This window comes from Candidatus Endoriftia persephonae, from assembly GCF_023733635.1.
Lineage (GTDB): Bacteria > Pseudomonadota > Gammaproteobacteria > Chromatiales > Chromatiaceae > Endoriftia > Endoriftia persephonae.
Window position 1 is genome coordinate 1240625 of the sequence record NZ_CP090569.1, and the last position, 20822, is coordinate 1261446.

10 protein-coding genes and 1 pseudogene are annotated in these 20822 nt (G+C 60.3%); 7 read left to right on the forward strand and 4 right to left on the reverse strand.

Annotated features, from left to right (window positions below; translation table 11 throughout):
* Positions 1–381 precede the first annotated feature (381 nt).
* From L0Y14_RS05645 to L0Y14_RS05655, 3 genes are read right to left on the reverse strand one after another with little or no spacing between them, the layout of a single operon-like run.
* Positions 382–3582, reverse strand: coding sequence for an efflux RND transporter permease subunit (locus L0Y14_RS05645; RefSeq protein ID WP_006474171.1), 3201 nt, complete (start codon positions 3580–3582; stop codon positions 382–384).
* Between the two features lie 10 nt (positions 3583–3592).
* On the reverse strand, positions 3593–4786 hold the full coding sequence (locus L0Y14_RS05650) for an efflux RND transporter periplasmic adaptor subunit (protein ID WP_040818989.1): 1194 nt from the start codon (positions 4784–4786) through the stop codon (positions 3593–3595).
* A gap of 3 nt (positions 4787–4789) precedes the next feature.
* Positions 4790–6055 (reverse strand): TolC family protein, encoded by a 1266-nt coding sequence (locus L0Y14_RS05655; RefSeq protein ID WP_005963154.1) that lies wholly within the window; start codon positions 6053–6055, stop codon positions 4790–4792.
* An 834-nt stretch (positions 6056–6889) separates the two neighbouring features.
* Here L0Y14_RS05655 and L0Y14_RS05660 point away from each other — a divergent pair.
* A pseudogene (locus tag L0Y14_RS05660) lies at positions 6890–7054 on the forward strand (transposase); the annotation flags it as partial.
* 130 nt (positions 7055–7184) lie between these two features.
* A complete protein-coding gene (locus L0Y14_RS05665) occupies positions 7185–8618 on the forward strand; it encodes a class I adenylate-forming enzyme family protein (RefSeq protein ID WP_006474166.1) in 1434 nt (477 codons plus the stop codon).
* A 94-nt stretch (positions 8619–8712) separates the two neighbouring features.
* Here the strand turns inward: L0Y14_RS05665 and L0Y14_RS05670 are convergent, their stop codons facing one another.
* Positions 8713–10890, reverse strand: a complete 2178-nt coding sequence (locus L0Y14_RS05670; RefSeq protein WP_006474165.1) for a tRNA(Met) cytidine acetyltransferase TmcA — start codon at positions 10888–10890, stop codon at positions 8713–8715.
* A 169-nt stretch (positions 10891–11059) separates the two neighbouring features.
* On the opposite strand from L0Y14_RS05670, the gene hypF reads away from it, so the two are divergent.
* From hypF to L0Y14_RS05695, 5 genes are all read left to right on the forward strand, one after another.
* Positions 11060–13390 (forward strand): carbamoyltransferase HypF, encoded by a 2331-nt coding sequence (hypF, locus tag L0Y14_RS05675; protein WP_006474164.1) that lies wholly within the window; start codon positions 11060–11062, stop codon positions 13388–13390.
* A 49-nt stretch (positions 13391–13439) separates the two neighbouring features.
* Positions 13440–14528, forward strand: a complete 1089-nt coding sequence (gene amrS / locus L0Y14_RS05680) for an AmmeMemoRadiSam system radical SAM enzyme (protein WP_006474163.1) — start codon at positions 13440–13442, stop codon at positions 14526–14528.
* 20 nt (positions 14529–14548) lie between these two features.
* Positions 14549–15343, forward strand: a complete 795-nt coding sequence (amrB, locus tag L0Y14_RS05685) for an AmmeMemoRadiSam system protein B (protein WP_040818984.1) — start codon at positions 14549–14551, stop codon at positions 15341–15343.
* Between the two features lie 386 nt (positions 15344–15729).
* Positions 15730–19284, forward strand: a complete 3555-nt coding sequence (locus L0Y14_RS05690; protein WP_240991599.1) for an EAL domain-containing protein — start codon at positions 15730–15732, stop codon at positions 19282–19284.
* A gap of 214 nt (positions 19285–19498) precedes the next feature.
* A complete protein-coding gene (locus tag L0Y14_RS05695; RefSeq protein WP_006474160.1) occupies positions 19499–20797 on the forward strand; it encodes a TIGR03013 family XrtA/PEP-CTERM system glycosyltransferase in 1299 nt (432 codons plus the stop codon).
* The last annotated feature ends 25 nt before the right edge of the window (positions 20798–20822 follow it).

Consider the following 20822-nt stretch of genomic DNA (forward strand, 5'->3'; position numbering starts at 1 on the left):
ATCCATGCGGTCGTTCGCAATAGCCAGCTATCCCCTACATCCCTGTAGGGGAGGAGCATGAGCAGGAAGCGGTAGCTTTACGTGCGATTTTCGCCTTGAATCTGGATATTCTGAATCACAATCGGCTTCGTCCAGACTTAATTAGAGGTTCCTTGGTGCGGATGTATGTGATGTCACCGGCGCATACTCCATCTGGTGCCTCTACCTGGAACTCTAGGTTCAAATGGCGCGGCGCCACAGGAAGACCGTGATTCGAGTGGGTGGTTGCCTTGAATTTTCGCTGGCTCCAGGCCTCCAGGGCCTGTTGCTTCATCAGCCGGCGCACTCGGGCTCGACTGAGCGACTCACCATGTTCCTCCCCTGGCTGAATGGGCTGAATAATTACTGAGAAGCATTGGACTGAATCCCCTTTGAAAACACCCGGTAGAGGGTGGGCAGGACGAACAGGGTCAACAGGGTGCTCGATGCCAGCCCTCCGACCACTACGGTCGCCAGCGGGCGCTGCACCTCGGAACCGACGCCGGTGGAGATCAGCATCGGGATCAGCCCCAGTGCCGCAATGGCGGCGGTCATCAGTACTGGGCGTAGACGGGAGAGGGCGCCACGGAAGACCGCATCGGCGGCCGGCACCCCGGCTTCGACGTTCTGGTTGATGGCGTTGACCATCACCACGCCATTGAGCACCGCCACACCAAACAGGGCGATGAAACCAATAGAGCCGGGTACCGAGAGATACTGGCCGGTCCAGTAGAGAGCGGCGATACCGCCGATCAACGCCAACGGCACGTTGAGCATGATCAGCAACGCCTGGCCCACGGAATGAAAGGCGAAGTAGAGCAGCAGGAAGATCAGGCCGAGAGAGAGCGGCACCACGATCATCAGCCGCTGTTGTGCCCGCTGCTGGTTCTCGAACTGCCCGCCAAAGACCACCGAGTAACCGGCCGGCAGGTCGATCTCCTCAGCGATGCGTTGGCGTAGCTCCGCCACCAGCCCCCCCATGTCACGGCCCTCCACATTGGCTTGGATCACCACCCGGCGCTGCACATCATCGCGGCGGATCTGCGGTGGGCCGGACTCGATCACCACATCGGCCACTTCGCCCAGGCGCACCCAGGCGCCACCGGGGGCCTGCAATACCAGCTGTTTCAGTGTCTCCGTATCCTTGCGCCAGGCCTTCGCCAGACGCACGGTGATGTCGTAGCGTTCATTACCCTGGATCACCTGGCCGGCCTTGGTGCCGCCAATGCCGTCGGCGACCAGGTCCATGACCTGTGAAACCGGGATACCGTAGCGGGCCAACAGATCCCGCCGGGGACGAATGGTCAGCTGGGCCTCGCCGGCGATCTGTTCCATCTCTACGCCGCGGGTACCATCGACCCCACGGGCTAGCGCCTCGATGGCCTTGCCTTTTTCAGCGAGTACGTTGAGGTCCGGACCGAACAGTTTGATCGCCAGCTGCGCCTTGACGCCCGAGAGCAGTTCGTCCACGCGGGTGGCGATGGGCTGGGAGAAGCTGAAGAGCAGTCCCGGATGCACCGAGAGGGCTGCCTCGAACAGCTTCTGCAGGCCGAAACGGTCCCTGGCGCTGGTCCACTCCTCGACCGGCTTCAAGCCTACGTAGATCTCCACATTGGAGACCGGTTCCGGGTCGCCGCCCAGTTCGGGACGGCCCACCCGGCTGGAGGCGTAGGTCACCTCCGGGAAGTTCATGAGGCGTTTTTCGAGTCGGTTGGCCACCTCCAACGCGGTTTCCAGGCTGGCGGAAGGGGCCAGGGTCACCCGGATGTTGATGGTGCCCTCTTCCAGTTCCGGTACGAACTCGGTGCCCAGCTTTGGCACCAGCATCATGGCCCCCGCGAACATCCCCAAGGCCATCAGCACCACCAGCCATTTCACCTTAAGGGCGAAGCGAAGAGAGTGCCGGTAGAACCACTCCAGTGGCAGGAAGACCGGGCTGTTGCGATGTTTGACGGCCCGGCGGAAGGCATAGGTGGCGAGTGCGGGCATCACCACCAGCGCTACCGCGAGGGAGGTTAGCATGGCCAGCACGATGGAGATGGCCATCGGCTGAAACAGCTTGCCCTCGACACCTTCCAGCGTGAACAGGGGGGCAAAAACCACGATGATAATGATCACGGCATAGAAGACTGGCCTGCCCACCTCACGAGCTGCCTGCTGGATGCGCAGGGGGATGCCGTGGTGGTCCTGGGCAGCGTCGTAGGGATCAAGATCACCCGGTGCTACCTCTTTCTCGATCTTTTCCAGGTGCTCCTGGTCCGGGTGAGTGAGGTGCTTGAAAATGTTCTCCATCATCACCACCGAGCCGTCCACCATCATGCCGATGGCGATGGCCAGGCCGCCCAAGGACATCAGGTTGGCCGAGAGGCCCCAGTAGCTCATGGCGGTCAGGGCCAGCCCGACCGATAGTGGCACCGAGATCAGCACCAGCAGGGTGGCGCGGATATTCAGAAGAAATAGCACCAGCACCACCACGATGAGCATGAAGGCCTCGGTGAGCGCCCGGCTGACGGTCTCCACCGCCTGTTCCACCAGATCGGCCTGATCATAGAAGGGCTCGATGGTGACGCCATCGGGTAGCGCCTGCTGGATGGCGGGCAGGCGTGCCTTGACTGCATCGATGGTCGCCTTGGTATTCGCCCCCAAACGTTTAAGCACGATACCGGCCACCACCTCACCCAAAGGTTCCGACTCTCCTGCGGCGCTGCGACGTGTCATGGTCACGGCACCCTGGCGGATCTCGCCACCGAAGGCGACCTGAGCGATGTCATGCACGCGCACCACCACGCCGTCTTCGATTTTTAACGGGATGTTGCGGATGTCACGCAGCCCATCTTCGCCCGCGCGCAGCCAACCCACGCCCCGGATCACCAGCTGCTCCGCGCCACGGTCGAGATACCAGCCGCCGGCGTTGCGGTTATTGGCCTCGATGGCTTCGGCGATCTCATCAATGCTGATGCCGTAGGCGAGCTGCTTGCGGGGGTCGACCTGCACCTGGTATTGCCGCACCTCGCCACCGTAGGAGAGCACGTCGGTGATGCCGTCCACCGGCAGGAGCAGCAGCTTCACTACCCAGTCGTTGAGGCTGCGCAGGGCGATGGCATCGTGCTTTTCTGGATCGTCGGAGCGCAGGATATATTGATAGATCTGTCCCAGGCCGGAGGTGTTGGGGCCCATCTCCGGTGTACCCACGCCCTCGGGGATCTCCTCCCTGGCATCCTGCAGCCGCTCGAAGACCAGCTGACGGGCGAAGTAGATATCGGTCCCCTCTTTGAAGACCACGGTGATCACGGAGAGCCCGGTTTTGGAGATGGAGCGGACCTCTTCGACATCAGGCAGGGCATACATTACTGCCTCGATGGGATAGGTAATGAGCTGCTCCACCTCCTCGGCGGCCAGTCCCTGGGCCTCGGTATTGATCTGCACCTGAACATTGGTGACGTCGGGAAAGGCGTCGAGATTGAGGCGGGGTATCAGGGTAACCGCCGCGCCCAGTGCGGCCAGCAGGCCGAGCACCACCAGCAGGCGATTGGCTACCGACCAGTCGATCAGCTTGTTTAACATGGTGTCGCCCTCAGTGGTTGTGGACCGCGAAACCGGACTTGGCCAGTTCCGACTGCACAAAGAAGGCTCCCTGGGTGACCACCCGGGTTCCCGGTTCCAGCCCTTCGATCACGGCCAGTCCGGGCAGTTGCCGGACCAGTTCCACCTCCTTAGGCTCGAACTCCCCTGGCTCCTCTTCCACGAAGACCTGCCAATCACCGTCGGGGCTGCGTAGTACGGCATCCAGTGGCAGGGTGAGGGCGGTCTGTCCTGACTCGCCGGTCTGGATCCTCGCGGTTACGAACTGACCGGGGTGCAGCCGGTCTGCCGGATTGGCAATCTCCAGGCGAACTGCCAGGGTGCGGGTGGTCTCGTCCAGCGCGTGGTGGATCTGGATGACCTTACCCTCTATCCACTTCCCGCCTGCCTGTACTCGTGCAGGCGCACCGATCTTGAGGTGGGATAGTGATTCTGGATTGATCCGGGCCTCAACCCAGAGCCGGGATTCATCGGTGATATCGAACAGTAGCTGGCCTGGCTCCACCATTTGACCGAGGATGAAGTCATCCCGAATCACCGTGCCTTGTTGGAGTGAGAGCAGGGTAAAGCGTCCGTCTGCCTGACTGATCGTGTTCCCTTTGACCAGCCGGTCGGCCTGGCTGGCGGTCATGCCATAGGCCAGCAGCTTGGCACGAGCCTGCTGATAGGCGATTCGGGCTTCCAGATAGCGCCGTTCCGACACTACCTTCTTCCCCAGCTTTTTCACCCGTTGCCACTCTTGGGTGGCTACCAACAGGTCGCCCTGGGCCTCGGCCATGGTAACGCTGGAGAGAGTCACCAGGGGCTGGCCTGTGGAGACATGACTGCCAAGGCGGACATGGCGCTTTATAACCTGGGCCTCGATGCGTGGTGTGACCTGGCTGGAGGCGTAAGCATTGAGCCGGATCTCCCCCGGGGCTTCGATCTCTGTGGGAATGGGGTGAAGGGTCAATCTCTCCACCCGGATCCCGGCACTGTGGCGCTGTTCGTCATTCAGATGAACACGGTTTTCCTCTTCATGACCGTGTTCATCCTGATGCTCATTTTCATGGCCATGTTCATCGCCGTGGTTAGCCTCTGATGATTCCTCAGCATGGTCGTGATCATGTTCATCCGCAGCGGAAAGCGGATTGGCGTAAAGGAAGATGAGGGTCAGGAGGCAGAGGCTCCATTTGTTAATATGCATTGGTTACTGCTCCTTCGATGTTTTGTTCAGCCACGGGCTCAGGGTGCCGGAGGCGTTTAGCCACTCGACCCAGGCGTCCCACAGATCGCCGTGAAGTCTGACCCCCGCGATTTGTGTATCCAGGGTCTGTTGCACCTGCAGAAGGTAGTCGGTGGTGCTCATCTCACCGGCTTGCCACTGGGTCTCCAGCAGATCGATACGTTGTTGCAGACTGGTCTGTCCCAGAGAGACCCACAGGGACCAGGCATCGGCCACCAGTTTGTAACGCTTACGCGCACTCATGAGTCGGGCCAGTAGATTCCGGTAGGCTTGATGCGCCTCCTGCTCCGCCTGCAGCGCCTCTGCCTGTGCGGCATCTACAGTGCTGCGAAAATCGTTTCTGATCTGAAGCGGGATGGAGAAAGTGAGCGCAACCAGGTTTTCGCTGGCTTCGCGTCCTGCTCTCAGACCGAAGGTGGGATCGGCCTTGCGCGCCTGATCCGCGGCATGAATCTGCTGCCGGGCTGCACCAGCCATCTGTTGGGCGGCTTGCACCTGTGGATGATTCCGGGCGAGGGCCTCATCATCCGAGGTGTGGGGCAGCGCAGCGGGTAGCCGGTCGGGAAACTTGACGCCGCTGCCTGGTATCTGGCCGCTGAGACTGAAAAAGTCACTTCTGGCCTGGATGAGTTCAGCGCCATTGCCGGCGTGCTGCATGACCGCTTCTGCCAGCGACAGACGGGCCAGTTCCATCTCCGCCTGTGGAATGTCCCCGGAGGCATGACGCTGCTCCGCGAGCCGGGCGAAGCGCTCCAGTATCCCGGTTCGGCGCTTGGAGAGAGTGGTGATTTCGTGGTGGGTGGAGATCCTGCCTAGCGCATTGAGCAGCTCGGCCGACTTCGTCAACCGCAGGGCGGCAACGCGTGCTCGGGCGGCATTCAGTTCCGCCTGCATCGCCTGTTTCAGGGCGTCCTGTTTATCGTACCAGTCAATGGTCTGGCTGATGCCGAGGGTGTAGGTGCTGATGTCGGTGCGCTCGGCCTCCAGCTCCAGCTCCGGATTGTTCAGCGGCAGACCGGCGCCGACAAGCCGTGCCTGAGCAGCGTCCACGGCAGCTTGAGCCGCCTCTATCTCAGGGTTTGATTCCAGTGCGCGGTTGATGATGGCAGCCAGTTGCTGAACTTCCATGTCATGGGGTGATTGCCCCTTGGAAAGCGCCGCTGGTGTCCAGGCAGTAAGGGTTAATAGGCAGGCGAACAGGCCTGCAGGCGTGCAGATGGAGAACGACATAACCTGAATTCCGTAAGTTCGTAAACAACGAGAACCCGTTACAAACGCTAACCTGGCAAGCAGCAGGTGGGTTTATAGCAGGCGCGGGTGAGACGAAAATCAGGCAGAGATTGGAGGGCGGAAAAGGAACGCAGGGGGGGAGGAGACTATCGAAACAGGATAGGTAGTCCGCAAAATGCCACGATCGGCTGACAGTTTAATCGCTTCAGCCCTGTTCAGGCCGAGGAGATGGATGATTCCGTGACAGCAGTGGTCGCTGTCGCTCGCATCGTCCATATCGGCCGGGTTTGTTGCGTGATCGCCAATCGCGTGAGTCTGGTCCGTCAACAGTTCATTATGCACATCAGCGGCCAACGCCATCCCATAACCGAGGATAGAGACGACCAGCCATGTGATTAACAGACGACGAAGCATTGGTAATGATTTCGGAGTTAACTGAAGCGGCCAATCTAGAGTGCACGACTCAGTTAGTCAACCTGGAAACGGGAAGGTTCCGGCAGGTATCGAGCATTGTCCTTCACTGGCCGCTTGGGAACAGCGCGTCGATAATCGGGCAGTTAACGACCGAATAGTTATCTCCAGTGCATTTAATAGACATCTCGTTCAGCGCATTGTGGAGCCGCTTGAGATCATTGGTTTTTCTCTGCACCTCTCTGACGTGCAACACGGCTATGGAACCACTGATTTAATCGGTTACTCCGGCCATGAAGATGGGATAATCCGAGCGGCGATATCGAGACAGAGGACTCTGACATGTAGCAACCTGGCCCAGCCTCACTGGGCCAAGAGCGACAGCAATGCATCACGCGTAAGGCGGCATTTCTGAAGTGAACGGAGGCCCTGGTATCCTGGCCAGAGCTGGCGTCGCTCATCGAACCGCATTACCCCAAGGGCAAGCGAGGCCGCCCATCGGTGGGGCTGGCTCGGATGCTGCGGCTCTATTTCCTCCAGCATTGGTTCTCGCTCCCGGACGAAGCGGTGGAGGATGCGATGTACGATATGCCGCTATTCCGGCGAAAAAATCGCCCGATGCTGGGGGGCGGCTGGGATCGATTAATTTATCAGCGCTCCCTTAGGATGGTCGGTAGGTTTGACTTCAGTCGAACACAGAATGATGAGACAGAGTTAGGTGGCAGCTGAACTTTCTCAATGGCCCGGCGACTGGTTGCTCCACGCCGCAGGTCGCTATCCCTCACGACCAGCCATCTGGCTGGCGGATCGACAGGTCAGCTATGCGGAACTTGAACAGCAAGTGGCGCGCTTCAGCCGCCGCCTGCCGCTGGAGCCGGCCGATCGGGTGGTCGGTCTGCTTAGTGCCGACCCCCAGTTGCTCCTATTGCTTTTGTATGCCGGCGCGCGACTGGGGGTCGCGCTGCTGCCGCTCGATCCGCAACTGGCGCCAGAGCGGCGTCAGCGCCTGTTGCAGCAGAGCGGCTGTCGTCTGCTGATTACCGATCAGCCCTCTGCCGATCACCCTGCGGGAGTCAGGCTGATTCCTGCAGCCTACCTGTTGGGCGATAGTGGGGCAGGGCCAGTTCCAGTCTGCAAAGTGGTGCCGAGTGACTCCCCCGACCGAGTCCTGCTGATTATCGCCACCAGTGGCAGCACAGGCGACCCCAAAGGGGTGATGCTCTCGGCATCCAGCCTGGCTGCCAGCACCGCTGCGGTCAACGCCGCGCTGGGGCTGGGCAGCGCCGACCGTTGGCTCAATTGCCTACCGTTCTACCACATCGCCGGGCTGGCGATCCTCTATCGTTGTTTGCGCGCAGGGGCGGGGGTGGTGTTGCAGCAGGGATTTGATGTGGTGCGGGTGTGGGATGCGCTGCATCGCTATCGGGCAACCCATATCTCGCTGGTGCCAGCGATGCTGTCACGGCTGCTCGATCATGCCGAAACCTGTTCGCCCCCCGACAGCCTGAGAGTGGCGTTGATCGGCGGTGGCCCGCTTTCACCCCGACTGGCGCAGCGCGCCCGGCAGCTGGGCTGGCCACTGGTGATCAGCTACGGCATGAGCGAGACCGGCTCCATGTGCCTGATGGATGACAGCCAGCAGGCGGGATTAGAGGCCGGTGTGGTGGGTGCACCGCTGGCCGGTTTCGAGCTGCAGCTGAACGGGGTGGGGCGGATACGCCTGCGAGGCCCGGCACTGATGGTCGGCTACGCCAATCCCCAGCTGCAGCCGGGCGCTGGGCTGGAAAATGGCTGGTTCGAGAGCGGCGACCTGGGGCAACTGAGCGAACAGGGGCAGCTGCGCCTGCTGGGGCGGGCCGATGATATGCTGATCAGCGGCGGCCGCAATATCCACCCGCAGGAGGTGGAGCAATGCCTGCAGGCCTGCCCTGGGCTGACGGCTGCCGCCGTGACATCGAGCCATGATCCAGTCTGGGGTGAGCGGCTGGTGGCCTTCTATGTGGGGGATATCTCCTGCGATGCTCTTGAGCAGTGGGCGAGGGAGCAACTCCCTTCTGCACTGCGTCCCAGACGCTTTGTCCAGCTCGAATCTTTACCCTGCAACCGCATGGGCAAACTCGATCGACAGGCTCTGAAGGTGCTTGCTAATTGAGCAGCTGACAGGTCTGCGTGGAACGCCCTAATACCCCCTTTTGGATGCTTTTTCAGGGCAGTGCTTGGCAGCCGGAGTTTTGTCGGTGGGGAGTCTATTCCCCTGTACTGGCGGGCCTGACATCGCTGTAGTGGTGCATCAGCGCTCGTACCGCCTCGCGCAACGCAGCTTCGGTCTGACGGCGGCCAGAAAACCCGCAGCGGCTCGCTGTCTCTGCCCAGCTGTGGTGCTGTACCGCCTTCACTAGCAGCAGTCTCTCCATCTCAACTGCCAGTGGCGCTCCATCCCGCAGCCCCTGCAGGGTCAGGCGGTGGATTGGCGGCAGGGTGATCTCGAACCCCCGTCTGGCGAAGGCGAATGCCTGCAGGTCGAGCCAGTCCTGTGGATCGAGCGCGATGGCTGGCCGGGCAGGGGGGCAGCTCAGCAGCTGCAGCGCCAGGGTCGGATCGAGTTCGCGCAGTGGATCGCCCAGCATCTGAGGCAACTGCTGGTGAAAGCGTCGGTGTGCCAGCTGCAAGATCTGCCGCCCCTCGCTGGAGATCGGCTGCACTACCAGCAGTGAATGGCTGCCGCTGCTGGCGCCGCGTCTCAGGCCGATTCGCAGTGGTGAAAAGCTGCGCTGTTGCCAGAATTGCAGTAGCTCCGGGGTCGCGCCAAAGCTGGCCCCCAGGTAGTCGAGGCGCTGTTCGTTGGCCATCTCACCGGCCAGCCCGAGCAGGCGGGAGCCGATGCCGCGGCGCTGTAGCTTGGGGTGGACGGCGATGCGCATGATGCGTGCGCCGCGCAAGCAAGCGCCTTGTTGCATGCCCAGGTGAGCGCTGAGGGACTGGGCTAGTAGGTGGCCTCGTGGGCGGCGCTCACCGAGGCGGATTGCCTCCGCCATCTCAGCGGAAAAACCGCCCTCGAGAGCCACCAGCGCGGTAGCGATGATGCGCCCCTGCTGGCGTGCGACCGCGATCTGCAGATTGGGGCCATCCAGCAGCTGATAGAGGTCGAGGGGCGAGGTGCGGTAGTGGGCCAGGACCAGTAGACCGAACAGATCGGTGAGAGATTGTCTATCTGCGATGAGCTGGTCCCGCTCGAGCCACTCAAATTGCAGCGCCTGCTCTCGGCCCTGCGGCGGTACTGCAATCTTTGCCGGCGTGGCGTCCAGCGCCAGGGCGCGGAACAGGAAGCGTTCCAGCGGGTCATCCGGGGACCAGCGGATTGGCTGTTCGAGGTGGATCTCCCGCCACTGGGGGCAGCGTTCACTCAGATGCTGGCGGAAACGCACTGCAAAACCTCGACCGTTCCCCTCGTAGCCGTGGATGGTGGTGGCGAAGGCGATGCGCGGATAGCGCTCCAGCAGCTGTTCGAGCAGGGGAGTGGGGATGGCCGCCGCTTCGTCCACCAGCAGCAGACTGGTCTTGCGAGGTGAGTGGATCAGTTCATCCGGCGCGGCAAACTGGATGCGGCCCTGTTGATCGTGGATCGTGCCACGCCCGACTTCTGCGTCTGGCAGTAGCCGAGCCGCCTGTTGGAACAGGGCGTCGCAGGCCCCCAGACGAGGGGCGGTGACGCTGATCTCGCTGCAGCTGTCCCCTAGCAGCAGCCGTGCTGCGGCGATCCCCAGAGCCGCGCTTTTGCCACGGCCGCGGTCGGAGATCAGTACCACTGGCCGGCGGCGGTGACCGGTCATGCAGTGCTGGATCGCCCCCACCGCCTCGGCTTGGTCCTGGGTGCGGCACTCCGGGTCATTCGGCGCTGCAGATGGAGAAGCTGGCAGAGGAACGGGCAGGGGTGGCATGGGGTGATCCTGTTGCAGGATCAGGCTTGCCGAATCCTCCCGGATGATCTCCGCTAGGCGCTGCAGAAAGCGTCCGGCGAGTGGCTGATCCTCAAAACCGGCCACTCGGATACGCGCCTGCTGTGGATCGGGGTAGTTGCGCCACTCGTCCAGCGGCGGGGCCAGCAGCAGCAACAGACCACCGCCACGCAGGGTGCCCGATGCGGCGCCAAACAGGTTAGGGTCGAAGCCGCTGAAGGCGTCGTAGACCAGGTGTGAGCTCTCCCCACCGAGCCAGCCGACCGGACGCCCCGGGGGGGATGCCTGCAGCCCTTCCGGGGCCTGCCCGCCGATCCAGCGACACTCCGGCAGCGGGGCCTGGTGGATGATCTCTGTGGTAAGTTCATGGCACCACGGCTCTGCCCCTGAGACCACCACCAGCCGCCGCCGATTACCGCTGCGGGCCTCGGCCAGCAGTACCCTAATCTGTTCGATGGGGAGTTTCATGGGCGGGATGATAGCGCCTCGGCCGGGTTTGATCAGGAATATGCATTCGGATGGGGTTTCGCAGTAGTATGAGCAACCTTAACTCCCGCCGCTCAACAGGCCATTTCATGCTGTTCAGAACGTCTCTACGGGCCGCTGTTTCACCATCGCCCAGTCCAGCCAATTGAGCATGCCCGCTGAGCAGATCCGGGTGCGGGGACTGGTGCAAGGGGTGGGGTTTCGTCCCACTGTCTGGCGCATCGCCAGCCAGCTGGGGCTGCAGGGCGATGTGAGCAACGATGGCGAGGGGGTGCTGGTGCGGCTCTGGGCCGATCGCCATGCCATCGGGCGATTCTGCGAGCAGTTGCAGGCAGAGTGTCCACCGCTGGCGCGTATCGATTTCATCCAACGCCAGCCGTTTGTAGATGCCGCGCCCGCTCAGCCGGGATTTCAGATCATCGCTAGCCAGAGCGGTGGGGTGCATACCGGCATAGTGCCGGACGCAGCGACCTGCCATGCCTGCCGCGAGGAGATTTTCGACCCGGCCAACCGCCGCTATCGCTACCCTTTTACCAACTGTACCCACTGTGGCCCGCGCCTGAGCATCATCGAGCGCATTCCTTACGACCGGGCCAACACCAGTATGCGCCTGTTCCCCATGTGTCCGGTCTGTGAGGCGGAATATCTGGATCCGGCGGATCGCCGCTTCCACGCCCAACCCAACGCCTGCCCGGTCTGTGGTCCGCAGCTCTGGCTGGAGGATCGGGCGGGAGAACAGATCGAGCTGACAGCTGAGGAGCGGGATTCTATCGACAGCGCCAGTCGTCTACTGCGGCAGGGGCAGATCCTCGCGATCAAGGGGATCGGTGGGGTGCATCTGGCCTGCGATGCCGCTAACCCAGCGGCGGTGGCGCGTTTGCGTCAGCGCAAACGGCGGCCGGCCAAACCCTTCGCCCTGATGGCACGGGATGCGACGGTGATTCGTCGCTACTGCCGGCTGAGTCGGGAGGAACTTGATTTACTGCAGAGCCCGGCAGCGCCGATCCTGCTGTTGGATCAGCAGGGGGAGACGCTGCCCGAGGCGCTGGCGCCGGGGCAGGCCAGCCTTGGCTTCATGCTCCCCTACACGCCGTTGCATCAGTTGCTGTTGGCCGATTGGGAACACCCGTTGGTGATGACCAGCGGCAACCTCAGCGAAGAGCCTCAGTGCGTCGGCAACCATGAGACACGCCGGCGCCTGGGTGAGATCGCCGATGCCTATCTGCTGCACGATCGGCCCATCGTCAACCGGGTCGATGACTCGGTGGCGCGGCTGGTGGCTGGGCGGCCGCGGCTGCTGCGACGCGCAAGGGGTTATGCGCCGGGGCATCTGGCGCTGCCGCCAGGGTTTGAGCAGGCTCCCGATCTGCTGGCGCTGGGGGGTGAGCTAAAGTCGACTCTCTGTCTGCTCAAGGATGGCCAAGCGATCCTCACTCAGCACCTGGGGGATCTGGAGAACTACCCGACCTTTCAGGCCTACCAGCAGACCCTGGCGCTCTATCGGCAGCTCTACCAGCATCATCCCACGCGGTTGGTGGTGGATAGCCACCCCGGCTATCGCTCTCACCGCTTTGGCCGGGAGCTGGCACAGCAGCAGGGGTTGCCGCTGGAGCGGGTGCAGCACCACCATGCCCATATCGCTAGTGTAATGGCAGAGCGGGGCTGGCCGCTGGATGGCGGTCGGGTGCTGGGGATCTGCCTGGATGGCTCGGGCTACGGCGAGGATGGCACCATCTGGGGCGGTGAGCTGCTGCTTGTCGACTACCGTAGCTGCCAGCGTCTTGGGCATCTACAGACGACGGCCTTGCCCGGTGGTAGCAAGGCGATTCAAGAGCCCTGGCGCAACGCCTTCGCCCAGCTCCAGCGTTGCTTCGGCTGGTCCCAAGTGGAGCGGCAGTGGGGCGGGCTGGAGGCGATCTGCGCCCTGCAGCAGAGGCCGGTGGCGGTCCTGCTGGCGATGGTTGAGCAGGGCCTCAACTCCCCGTTGAGCAGCTCCTGCGGCCGTCTGTTCGATGCGGTGGCGGCACTGCTTGGCATCTGTGCGGATGGTATCGACTATGAGGGGCAGGCGGCGGTCGAGTTGGAAACGGCAGCGATGGCGGCTGTTGAACGGCTGCCGGAGCCCTACCCGTTTGGATTCAACCGAGAGGAGAGCGGTCTGGTGCTCGACCCCACTCCCATGTGGCGGGCCCTGATGCAGGATCTGGCCGATGGGGTCTGTAGTGAGCAGATTGCCTACGCCTTTCATCTGGGGCTGGCTAGCGCACTGGTGAGGGCGGTCCGGCAGCTGGCGGAAGTGCACGGGATTCAGACGGTGGCGCTCTCGGGCGGGGTGTTTCAGAACCGTAGCTTGTTTGAAGCGATTGCCGAGTCGTTGCGAAAACAGGGTCTGCGGCTGCTGAGCCATGAAGCCGTGCCCAGCAACGATGGTGGGTTGGCGCTGGGGCAGGCGGTGATTGCCGCTGCCCGGCAGATTAAATAGTCGAGCCGGTCTGCTAGATTTAGATTAGAAGCTCGAAAGAGGGTGTGTGATGATGGCGAGCAGCGCCTTTCCTACCAAGTATTGGCACCGCCTGGAAGATGGTCGGGTGCAGTGCGATCTTTGTCCCCGCTTCTGCAAGATCAAGGAGGGTCGGCAGGGCTTCTGCTTTGTGCGGGAGAACCGTCAGGGCGAGCTGGTGTTGACCACCTACGGGCGCTCCAGCGGCTTCTGTGTCGATCCGATTGAGAAAAAGCCGCTCAACCACTTCCTGCCCGGCACGCCGATCTTCTCGTTTGGCACCGCCGGTTGCAATCTTGCCTGCAAGTTCTGCCAGAACTGGGATATCAGCAAGTCCCGCGAGATGGATACCCTGGCCGATAGCGCTTCGCCGGAGACCATCGCCCGTACTGCCAGCCAGTTGGGCTGCCGTAGCGTCGCCTACACTTACAACGATCCGGTGATCTTCCATGAATATGCTATCGACGTGGCCCAGGCCTGCCGCGAGCTGGATATCAAGTCGGTGGCGGTGACTGCCGGCTATGTCTGCCCTGAGCCGCGCGCGGAGTTCTATCGTTACATGGACGCGGCGAATGTGGATCTGAAGTCGTTCGATGAGGGGTTCTACCATAAACTGACCGGCGCCCATCTGCAGCCGGTGCTGGAGACGCTGCAGTATCTGAAACATGAGACCGATGTCTGGTTCGAGCTGACGACCCTGCTGATCCCCGGTGAAAACGATTCCGAGGCGGAGATTGAGGCGATGTGCCAGTGGGTGGTGGAGCAGTTGGGGCGGGAGGTGCCGATGCACTTCAGCGCCTTCCACCCGAGCTGGAAGATGATGGACCATCCAGCGACACCGGCGGCGACCCTGACGCGGGCGCGGCAGATCGCACTGCAGGCCGGGGTTCGCTACGCCTATGTGGGAAATGTGCACGATCCGGCTGCCGATAGCACCTGGTGCTCCAATTGCGGCGAGCTGCTGATCGGTCGGGACTGGTATCAACTGAGTAACTGGAATCTCAACGCCGAGGGGGCCTGCCGATTCTGTGGCACGCCCTGTGCCGGTGTATTTGAGGCGCAGCCGGGTGACTGGGGTGCCCGGCAGCAGCCGGTCAGACTGTCGAGTCAGGGTGCCTGAGTGCATCCGGGGGAGGAACGATGGGCGGGGTACGCACAGCAGCAGTAGCGGGGCTTTTTTATCCGGATGCCCCGGCAGAGTTGAGAGCGATGGTCGATGACTATCTGGGGCAGGCGGGCGAGGGGAGGCCACCGAAGGCGATCGTCGCTCCCCATGCGGGGTTTGTCTACTCAGGGCCGGTGGCCGCGAGTGTCTATCATCGTTTGACGCCAGTGGCCGATCGGATCAGTCGGGTGGTGTTGGTGGGGCCTTCCCACCGGGTGGCGTTCCGTGGCCTGGCGCTGAGTTCGGCGCAAAGCTTTCAGACTCCACTGGGGGAGATTCCGCTGGAACAGGTGAGCGATGAGCTATTACGTCTACCGCAGTTGAGTGTGAATGACATGGCGCATGCTCAGGAGCACTCCCTGGAGGTGCAGCTGCCGTTCCTGCAACGGGTTCTGGGTGAGTTCCGGCTGCTGCCGATCGTGGTGGGGGATGCCAGCGGCGCTGAGGTGGCCGAGGTGCTGGAGCAGGTCTGGGACGGAGAGGAGACGCTGATCGTGATTAGCTCCGATCTGAGCCACTATCACGACTATCTCACGGCTCAGCAGATGGACCGCACCACCTCGGATGCGATCCTCGCCCTGCAGCCGGAGCGACTCCACTATGAGGATGCCTGCGGCCGGATTCCGCTGCAGGGGTTGCTGGAGGTCGCGCAGCGCAAGGGATTAGATGGTGAGCTGGTAGACCTGCGTAACTCGGGGGATACCGCCGGCCTCAAGGATCGGGTGGTGGGCTATGGCGCTTATGCCTTTGCTGTGCATTCACAGCAGTGAAGCTTCAGATTAGATCTGATCGTTATGTTGCTGCCAGACTTCTGGCGGCTCAAGTATGTTGTCAAGCCGATTCTACCCTGGATCGATAAACTGCGAACCCACCCTCCCTATCGAGCAGCCGATCTGCCGGCACTGCTTGCAGAAAACTGAACCTATAGTAACCTTGGGGCAAGGATCCGGCAGAGACAAGAAAAACGCCAGATTCTCTGGATCGACTGGAATCCCCGACAGCAACAATACGATGATACATCCAAGGCCGGGGTAGGCGGTTTTGGTCGATCTGTCGTTGACGGAGCGCCGTTTTGAGCGGTTGTTGGCGGAGGAGCAAGCCGTGATCCCGAAGGTTTGAGGTCTGCACGCTTCTCTGTTTCCGTTTGGATAAACCGATGGTAAAGCACCGTTCAACACCACTTCTGCTCAGGGTTCTGATACTGGTTACCGGTATTGTTGCCCTCACATCATTCGCCTTGCTTTTCCACTCCTCGTATCAGTTTCAGCGTGACCAGCTGATCCTCAGCGTTGAGCGTCAGGCGGCCTTCATTGGCTCGATGCTGCCAGAACATGAGTCGCTGCAGCTCGATCTGGCTACCCCTCTGTTTGACAATATCAAGGCGATGCTGTTGCTGCTGGAGCATCAAGGGCTTGCCAATGCCTATGCTCTGGGTGTGAAGCAGGGGGCGCAGCTGGTGATACCGCTGCATGCGGAAGAGGAGTTGGCCGGGTTGGCCAAGATGGTTGCCCTGAGCGGGGAGACGGATGCTTATGGTGAGGCATTGCGGCGTGGGGTCAAGGGCGAGTCCGGCAGCCTGGTGGCACGGGATTTCCGAGATCAGTGGGTGCTTGTCGCCTATGCACCGCTGGGGACTGCGGGGGCCGCCCTGATAGGCCGAGTCGATCTGTTGGAGATGGCAAAACCGTTTGCGCAGACTGGGCTGCTGGTACTGATCCTCGCCCTGGTGCTGATCTTTGTGAGTGCACGATTTTTCCGCCGGGTCACCCAGCCGCTGCTTGAGCAGCATCAGCACAGTGAATCCCGCTACCGCAATCTGCTCGATAACATGGCTGACTGTGTCGCTGTTTACGATTGCGTGGAAGGCGGAGAGAATTTTCTCATTGTCGACGTCAACAAGGCGGCAGAGCAGTTTCATGGGGTCGAGCGCGAGCAGATTAGTGGCCAGCAGATCAGCGAGGCGCTGCCACGGGTGGCCAAAAGCGGCTTGTCAGCGGCGCTCAGGCGGGTCTGGGAGTCGGGTGAGTCCGAGTTTGTTTCGCTCACATACAGCGATGGGAGCGGTCGGGCGAGATGGGTGGAGAACTTTATCTATCGGCTCGGCTCCGGAGAGGTGGTGGTGATCTACTCCGATCTCACCGAGCAGCGTCAGAAAGAGGCGCAGCTGAAGCGTTCAGAGCATCTGCTGCGAAGCATCGTCGACGCCACCCCCGACTGGATCTTCATTAAGGATGCCAGCTTCAAATACCTGTTCGCCAACCGTAGTTTTGCCGAGGCGGTGGGACACAAGCCCGACTCGGTGATCGGCAAAACGGATGAGGATTTGGGGTTTCCGCCAGAGATCGTCTCGGGTGACGCGGCTAATGGCATCAGGGGCTTTCGCAAGGATGATGTTGATGTTCTTGGGGGCAAGCGCATCCACAATCCATACGACCCGGCCACTTACCAGGATGGCTCGTTCCACATCTTCGACACCCACAAGATACCGCTACGGGACAGCACCGGCAAGGTTTATGGGGTGCTCGCTGTGGCCCGGGATATCACCGCGCTGAATCGGGCGATGGGCGATCTCAAGGTCAATGAGGCACGTCTGACGCTTGCCGAGGCGATCGCCCATATGGGCCACTGGAGCTGGGACATCAAGCACAACAAGCTATTCTGGTCTGAGGAGGTGTTTCGCATCTTCGGCGTGGTGCCTGGTGGCTTTGATTCGACCTATGAGGCGTTTCTAAACTTCGTGCACGAGGAGGACCGGGCGTTGGTCAAACTGAAGTTCAATGCCCACCTGGAGGAGAATCAGCCGTTCAGCGTCGATCACCGGATTGTCTGGCGCAATGGCACGGTGCGTTGGATTCATCAGGAGGCAGAGCTGGACCGTGATGCGGATGGCTTCCCTGATCAGATGCTGGGTGTGGTGATCGATATCACCGATCGCAAGCTGGCTGAACAGTCGCTCGTTGAGGAGCGCAACTTCCTGCAGCACGTGATCAACGGCATTTCCGATCCGTTGCGAGTGATCGATCAGGAGATGGGGGTGATGCTGATGAACGGCGCTGCGCTCGATCAGTCGGTGGAGCGTGGTGACTGTGAAGGTAAGGCGACTTGTTATCAGAGCTGCCAGGGCATGAAGCCGCTTTGTGATGAGTACCCGGATGGTATGCCTGCCTGCCCGTTGAAGCGGGTTATCAAAACCAAACAGCCGCAGACGGAAACCCATCTCATTACTCTGGATGATGGCGAACAGCGAACCTATGAGTCCTCCTTCAGCCCCCTGCTGAATGAGGAGAAGATCATGTACGGGGTGGTCGAGACCAGTCGCGATATCACTGAACATCTGGGGTTGCAGGCGCGGCTGCAGGAGCAGGATGACCATGTGGTTCAGCTGACCTATCTGGATCAGTTGACTGGGCTCCCCAACCGATTGCTTTTCATGGATCGCTTGCGTCAGGGGCTGAGTATCTCCCGGCGCGATAATCGGTCGCTGGCGGTGCTCTATATCGATCTGGATCGCTTCAAACAGATCAATGAGAGCTTTGGCCACGAGTTTGGTGACCTGATCCTGCAGGATGTGGCGCGGCGACTGCAGGGACAGTTGCGCGAAGGGGATACTCTGGCGCGCTTCAGTGGCGATGAATTTGTCGCGGTGACGGGTAATCTGGGGCAGCCTGAGCATGCAGGGATACTGGCGCAGAAGCTGTTGCAGGGATTTGATGAGCCCTTCTTCGTCAAAGATCAGAAATTTTATGTCACCGCCAGTATCGGTGTGAGTATCTTTCCGCAGGATGGACAGGACCCCGAGGCCCTGATGAGAGAGGCCAATACCGCGCTGTTTCAGGCGAAAGATGAGGGGCGCAATAGTTTTCAGTTCTATCGCGATGAGATGACTGTCCAGGCGTTTGAGCATGTGCTGATGGAAAATAATCTGCGCAATGCGCTAATGGAGCAGCAGTTTGAGATCTACTACCAGCCCCAGGTGAGTTTTGATACAGGTGAGGTGGTGGGGGCCGAGGCGCTGATTCGTTGGAACTTCCCGGAGATGGGAATGGTTTCGCCGGCGAATTTTATCCCTCTGGCTGAAGATACGGGGTTGATCCTGCCTATTGGGGAGTGGGTGACGCGAACCACCTGTCAGCAGATAGTGGATTGGCTGAAGCGGGGGATCCCGGTGCCAAGGATCGCGATCAATCTGTCGCCCAAGCAGTTTAACGACAAGCACCTGCTCGAAAATATCATCAGGATTCTTGACGAGACAGGCTGCCCCTCTGAACAGATCGAATTTGAGGTGACAGAGGGGCAGATCATGGAACGCAGTGAGCGGGCTATCGGTGTTCTGGAGGCGTTACGCAAAAATGGCATCACGGTGGCTATTGATGATTTTGGCACCGGTTATTCGTCACTCAGTCAGCTGAAACAGCTGCCTTTGAACAAGCTGAAGATTGATCACTCCTTTGTGCGGGATCTGCCGGATGATATGGATAGCCGGGCGATTGCTGAGGCGATCATTGGCATGGGCAGAAGCCTTGGACTTTCGGTTACGGCAGAGGGCATTGAAAATCAGGCTCAGGCTGAGTTTTTGCAAAGCGCCGGGTGTACACAGGCACAGGGTTTTCTCTATCAGCGGCCGGTTCCTGCGGCTGAGTTTGAGAAATTCCTGTTGGATAGTCAGGCCGACCTCTGTCTGTCAACGCCTGTGCCGGGTGCACCCGATTAGTTGTTAATCCCCTTTCTTAGCTGACGGTGGAATCTGATGATTGTGGTGTCGTGGATGACGATTCTCAGATTCTGGACAGATGCAATGAATCTTTTTTTCAGGTGATTTTAAGTTCAAGATGGTAAGGTTCTTCGGTTATTTCATCTCCAAGTCATTCCTAATTCTCGGGCAGATTGAATTCCTAGTCTTTGCTGGATCCGTGTGGGCGGCATTGATGCTGCAACAGCTGTTTTCTAAGCAGTTGATGCTGGAGCGGACGGAGATGCTCACCTCGTCAATCATCTACGCAGTGGTGATGATGATGTCGATGGTGGCGCTTGGGCTCTATCAGCGTGGAGTGCTGGAGCGGGCCTCAGGTCTGATTCTTCGCCTGATTCTGGTATTTGCCTTTGGCGTCGTCCTGATGAGTCTGATCTTCTACATCTTTCCCGATGTGGCTATTCCCCCGAGAGAATTTGGTCTTAGTCTGCTGATCTCGATAACCGGCGTGCTGATGCTGCGATCGGTGTTTGTTCGGGTGACTCGCGCCGACTCACGCAAGCGCCGGGTGCTTGTGTTGGGTACAGGAATCAATGCCGACAGGATCGAGGATCTTTTCAGCACAAATTCCCGTTTGGGTTATGTGGTGGTGGGTTACATCAATCTGGGCGACAGTATCAGCCTGATTGAAGAGTGCCGGCAGATTCCAAAAGATCAGGAACTCTATGATATCGCCACCCGGATGGCGGTGGATGAGGTGGTGGTGGCGGTGGATGATCGTCGAAAAGGCCTACCGGTGAACGAGTTGATCGATTGCAAAATGAAGGGGGTAGAGATACTGGATCTGCTCACCTTTTACGAAAAAGAAGACTCGATAATCAAGATCGATCTGCTTCACCCTAGCTGGATCTTCTTCTCAAGCGGGTTCTACAGTGGTGGATTTTCGATTCAGCTTAAGCGGCTTCTGGATGTTTTTGTCAGCCTTGTGCTGTTGGTCTTGGTGGTACCCTTGATGGTTTTGGTCGCGTTCGCCAGCCTGATTGAATCTCGTTGGCGTGATCCCGTTCTTTATCACCAGACCCGGGTAGGGAAGGACGGGAAATTGTTCCAGATCCATAAGTTTCGCAGTATGCGAGTCAATGCTGAGGCTGAGACAGGTGCCCGATGGGCGAGTGTGAATGATGATCGTATCACCAAGCTTGGCGCTTTTCTGCGATTTACCCGGCTGGATGAGCTGCCGCAACTCTACAACGTGCTGAGGGGTGAGATGAGTCTGGTGGGGCCGAGGCCGGAGAGGCCAGAGTTCGTCAGGCGCTTGACTCAAGAGATCCCCTATTATGAAGAGCGGCACAGGGTAAAGCCGGGGCTGACAGGTTGGGCGCAGCTGATGTTCAGTTATGCAGCGAACCGGGAGGATACCAGGAAAAAGCTGGAGTATGACCTCTATTACGTTAAGAACTCGAGCCTGTTCCTGGACCTGATTATTCTGCTGGAGACGGTTGAGGTGGTGTTGTTGGCAAAGGGTGCACGATAAGCCTCTTTTGCTGGTCTCCGCAAGG

Coding starts and splice junctions, on each gene's coding strand:
- L0Y14_RS05690 (WP_240991599.1), top strand. CDS start 15,730: ATGGTAAAGCACCGTTCAACACCACTTCTGCTCAGGGTTCTGATACTG.
- amrB (WP_040818984.1), top strand. CDS start 14,549: ATGGGCGGGGTACGCACAGCAGCAGTAGCGGGGCTTTTTTATCCGGAT.
- L0Y14_RS05695 (WP_006474160.1), top strand. CDS start 19,499: ATGCTGCAACAGCTGTTTTCTAAGCAGTTGATGCTGGAGCGGACGGAG.
- L0Y14_RS05670 (WP_006474165.1), bottom strand. CDS start 10,890: ATGAAACTCCCCATCGAACAGATTAGGGTACTGCTGGCCGAGGCCCGC.
- L0Y14_RS05655 (WP_005963154.1), bottom strand. CDS start 6,055: ATGTCGTTCTCCATCTGCACGCCTGCAGGCCTGTTCGCCTGCCTATTA.
- L0Y14_RS05650 (WP_040818989.1), bottom strand. CDS start 4,786: ATGCATATTAACAAATGGAGCCTCTGCCTCCTGACCCTCATCTTCCTT.
- hypF (WP_006474164.1), top strand. CDS start 11,060: ATGCCCGCTGAGCAGATCCGGGTGCGGGGACTGGTGCAAGGGGTGGGG.
- amrS (WP_006474163.1), top strand. CDS start 13,440: ATGATGGCGAGCAGCGCCTTTCCTACCAAGTATTGGCACCGCCTGGAA.
- L0Y14_RS05645 (WP_006474171.1), bottom strand. CDS start 3,582: ATGTTAAACAAGCTGATCGACTGGTCGGTAGCCAATCGCCTGCTGGTG.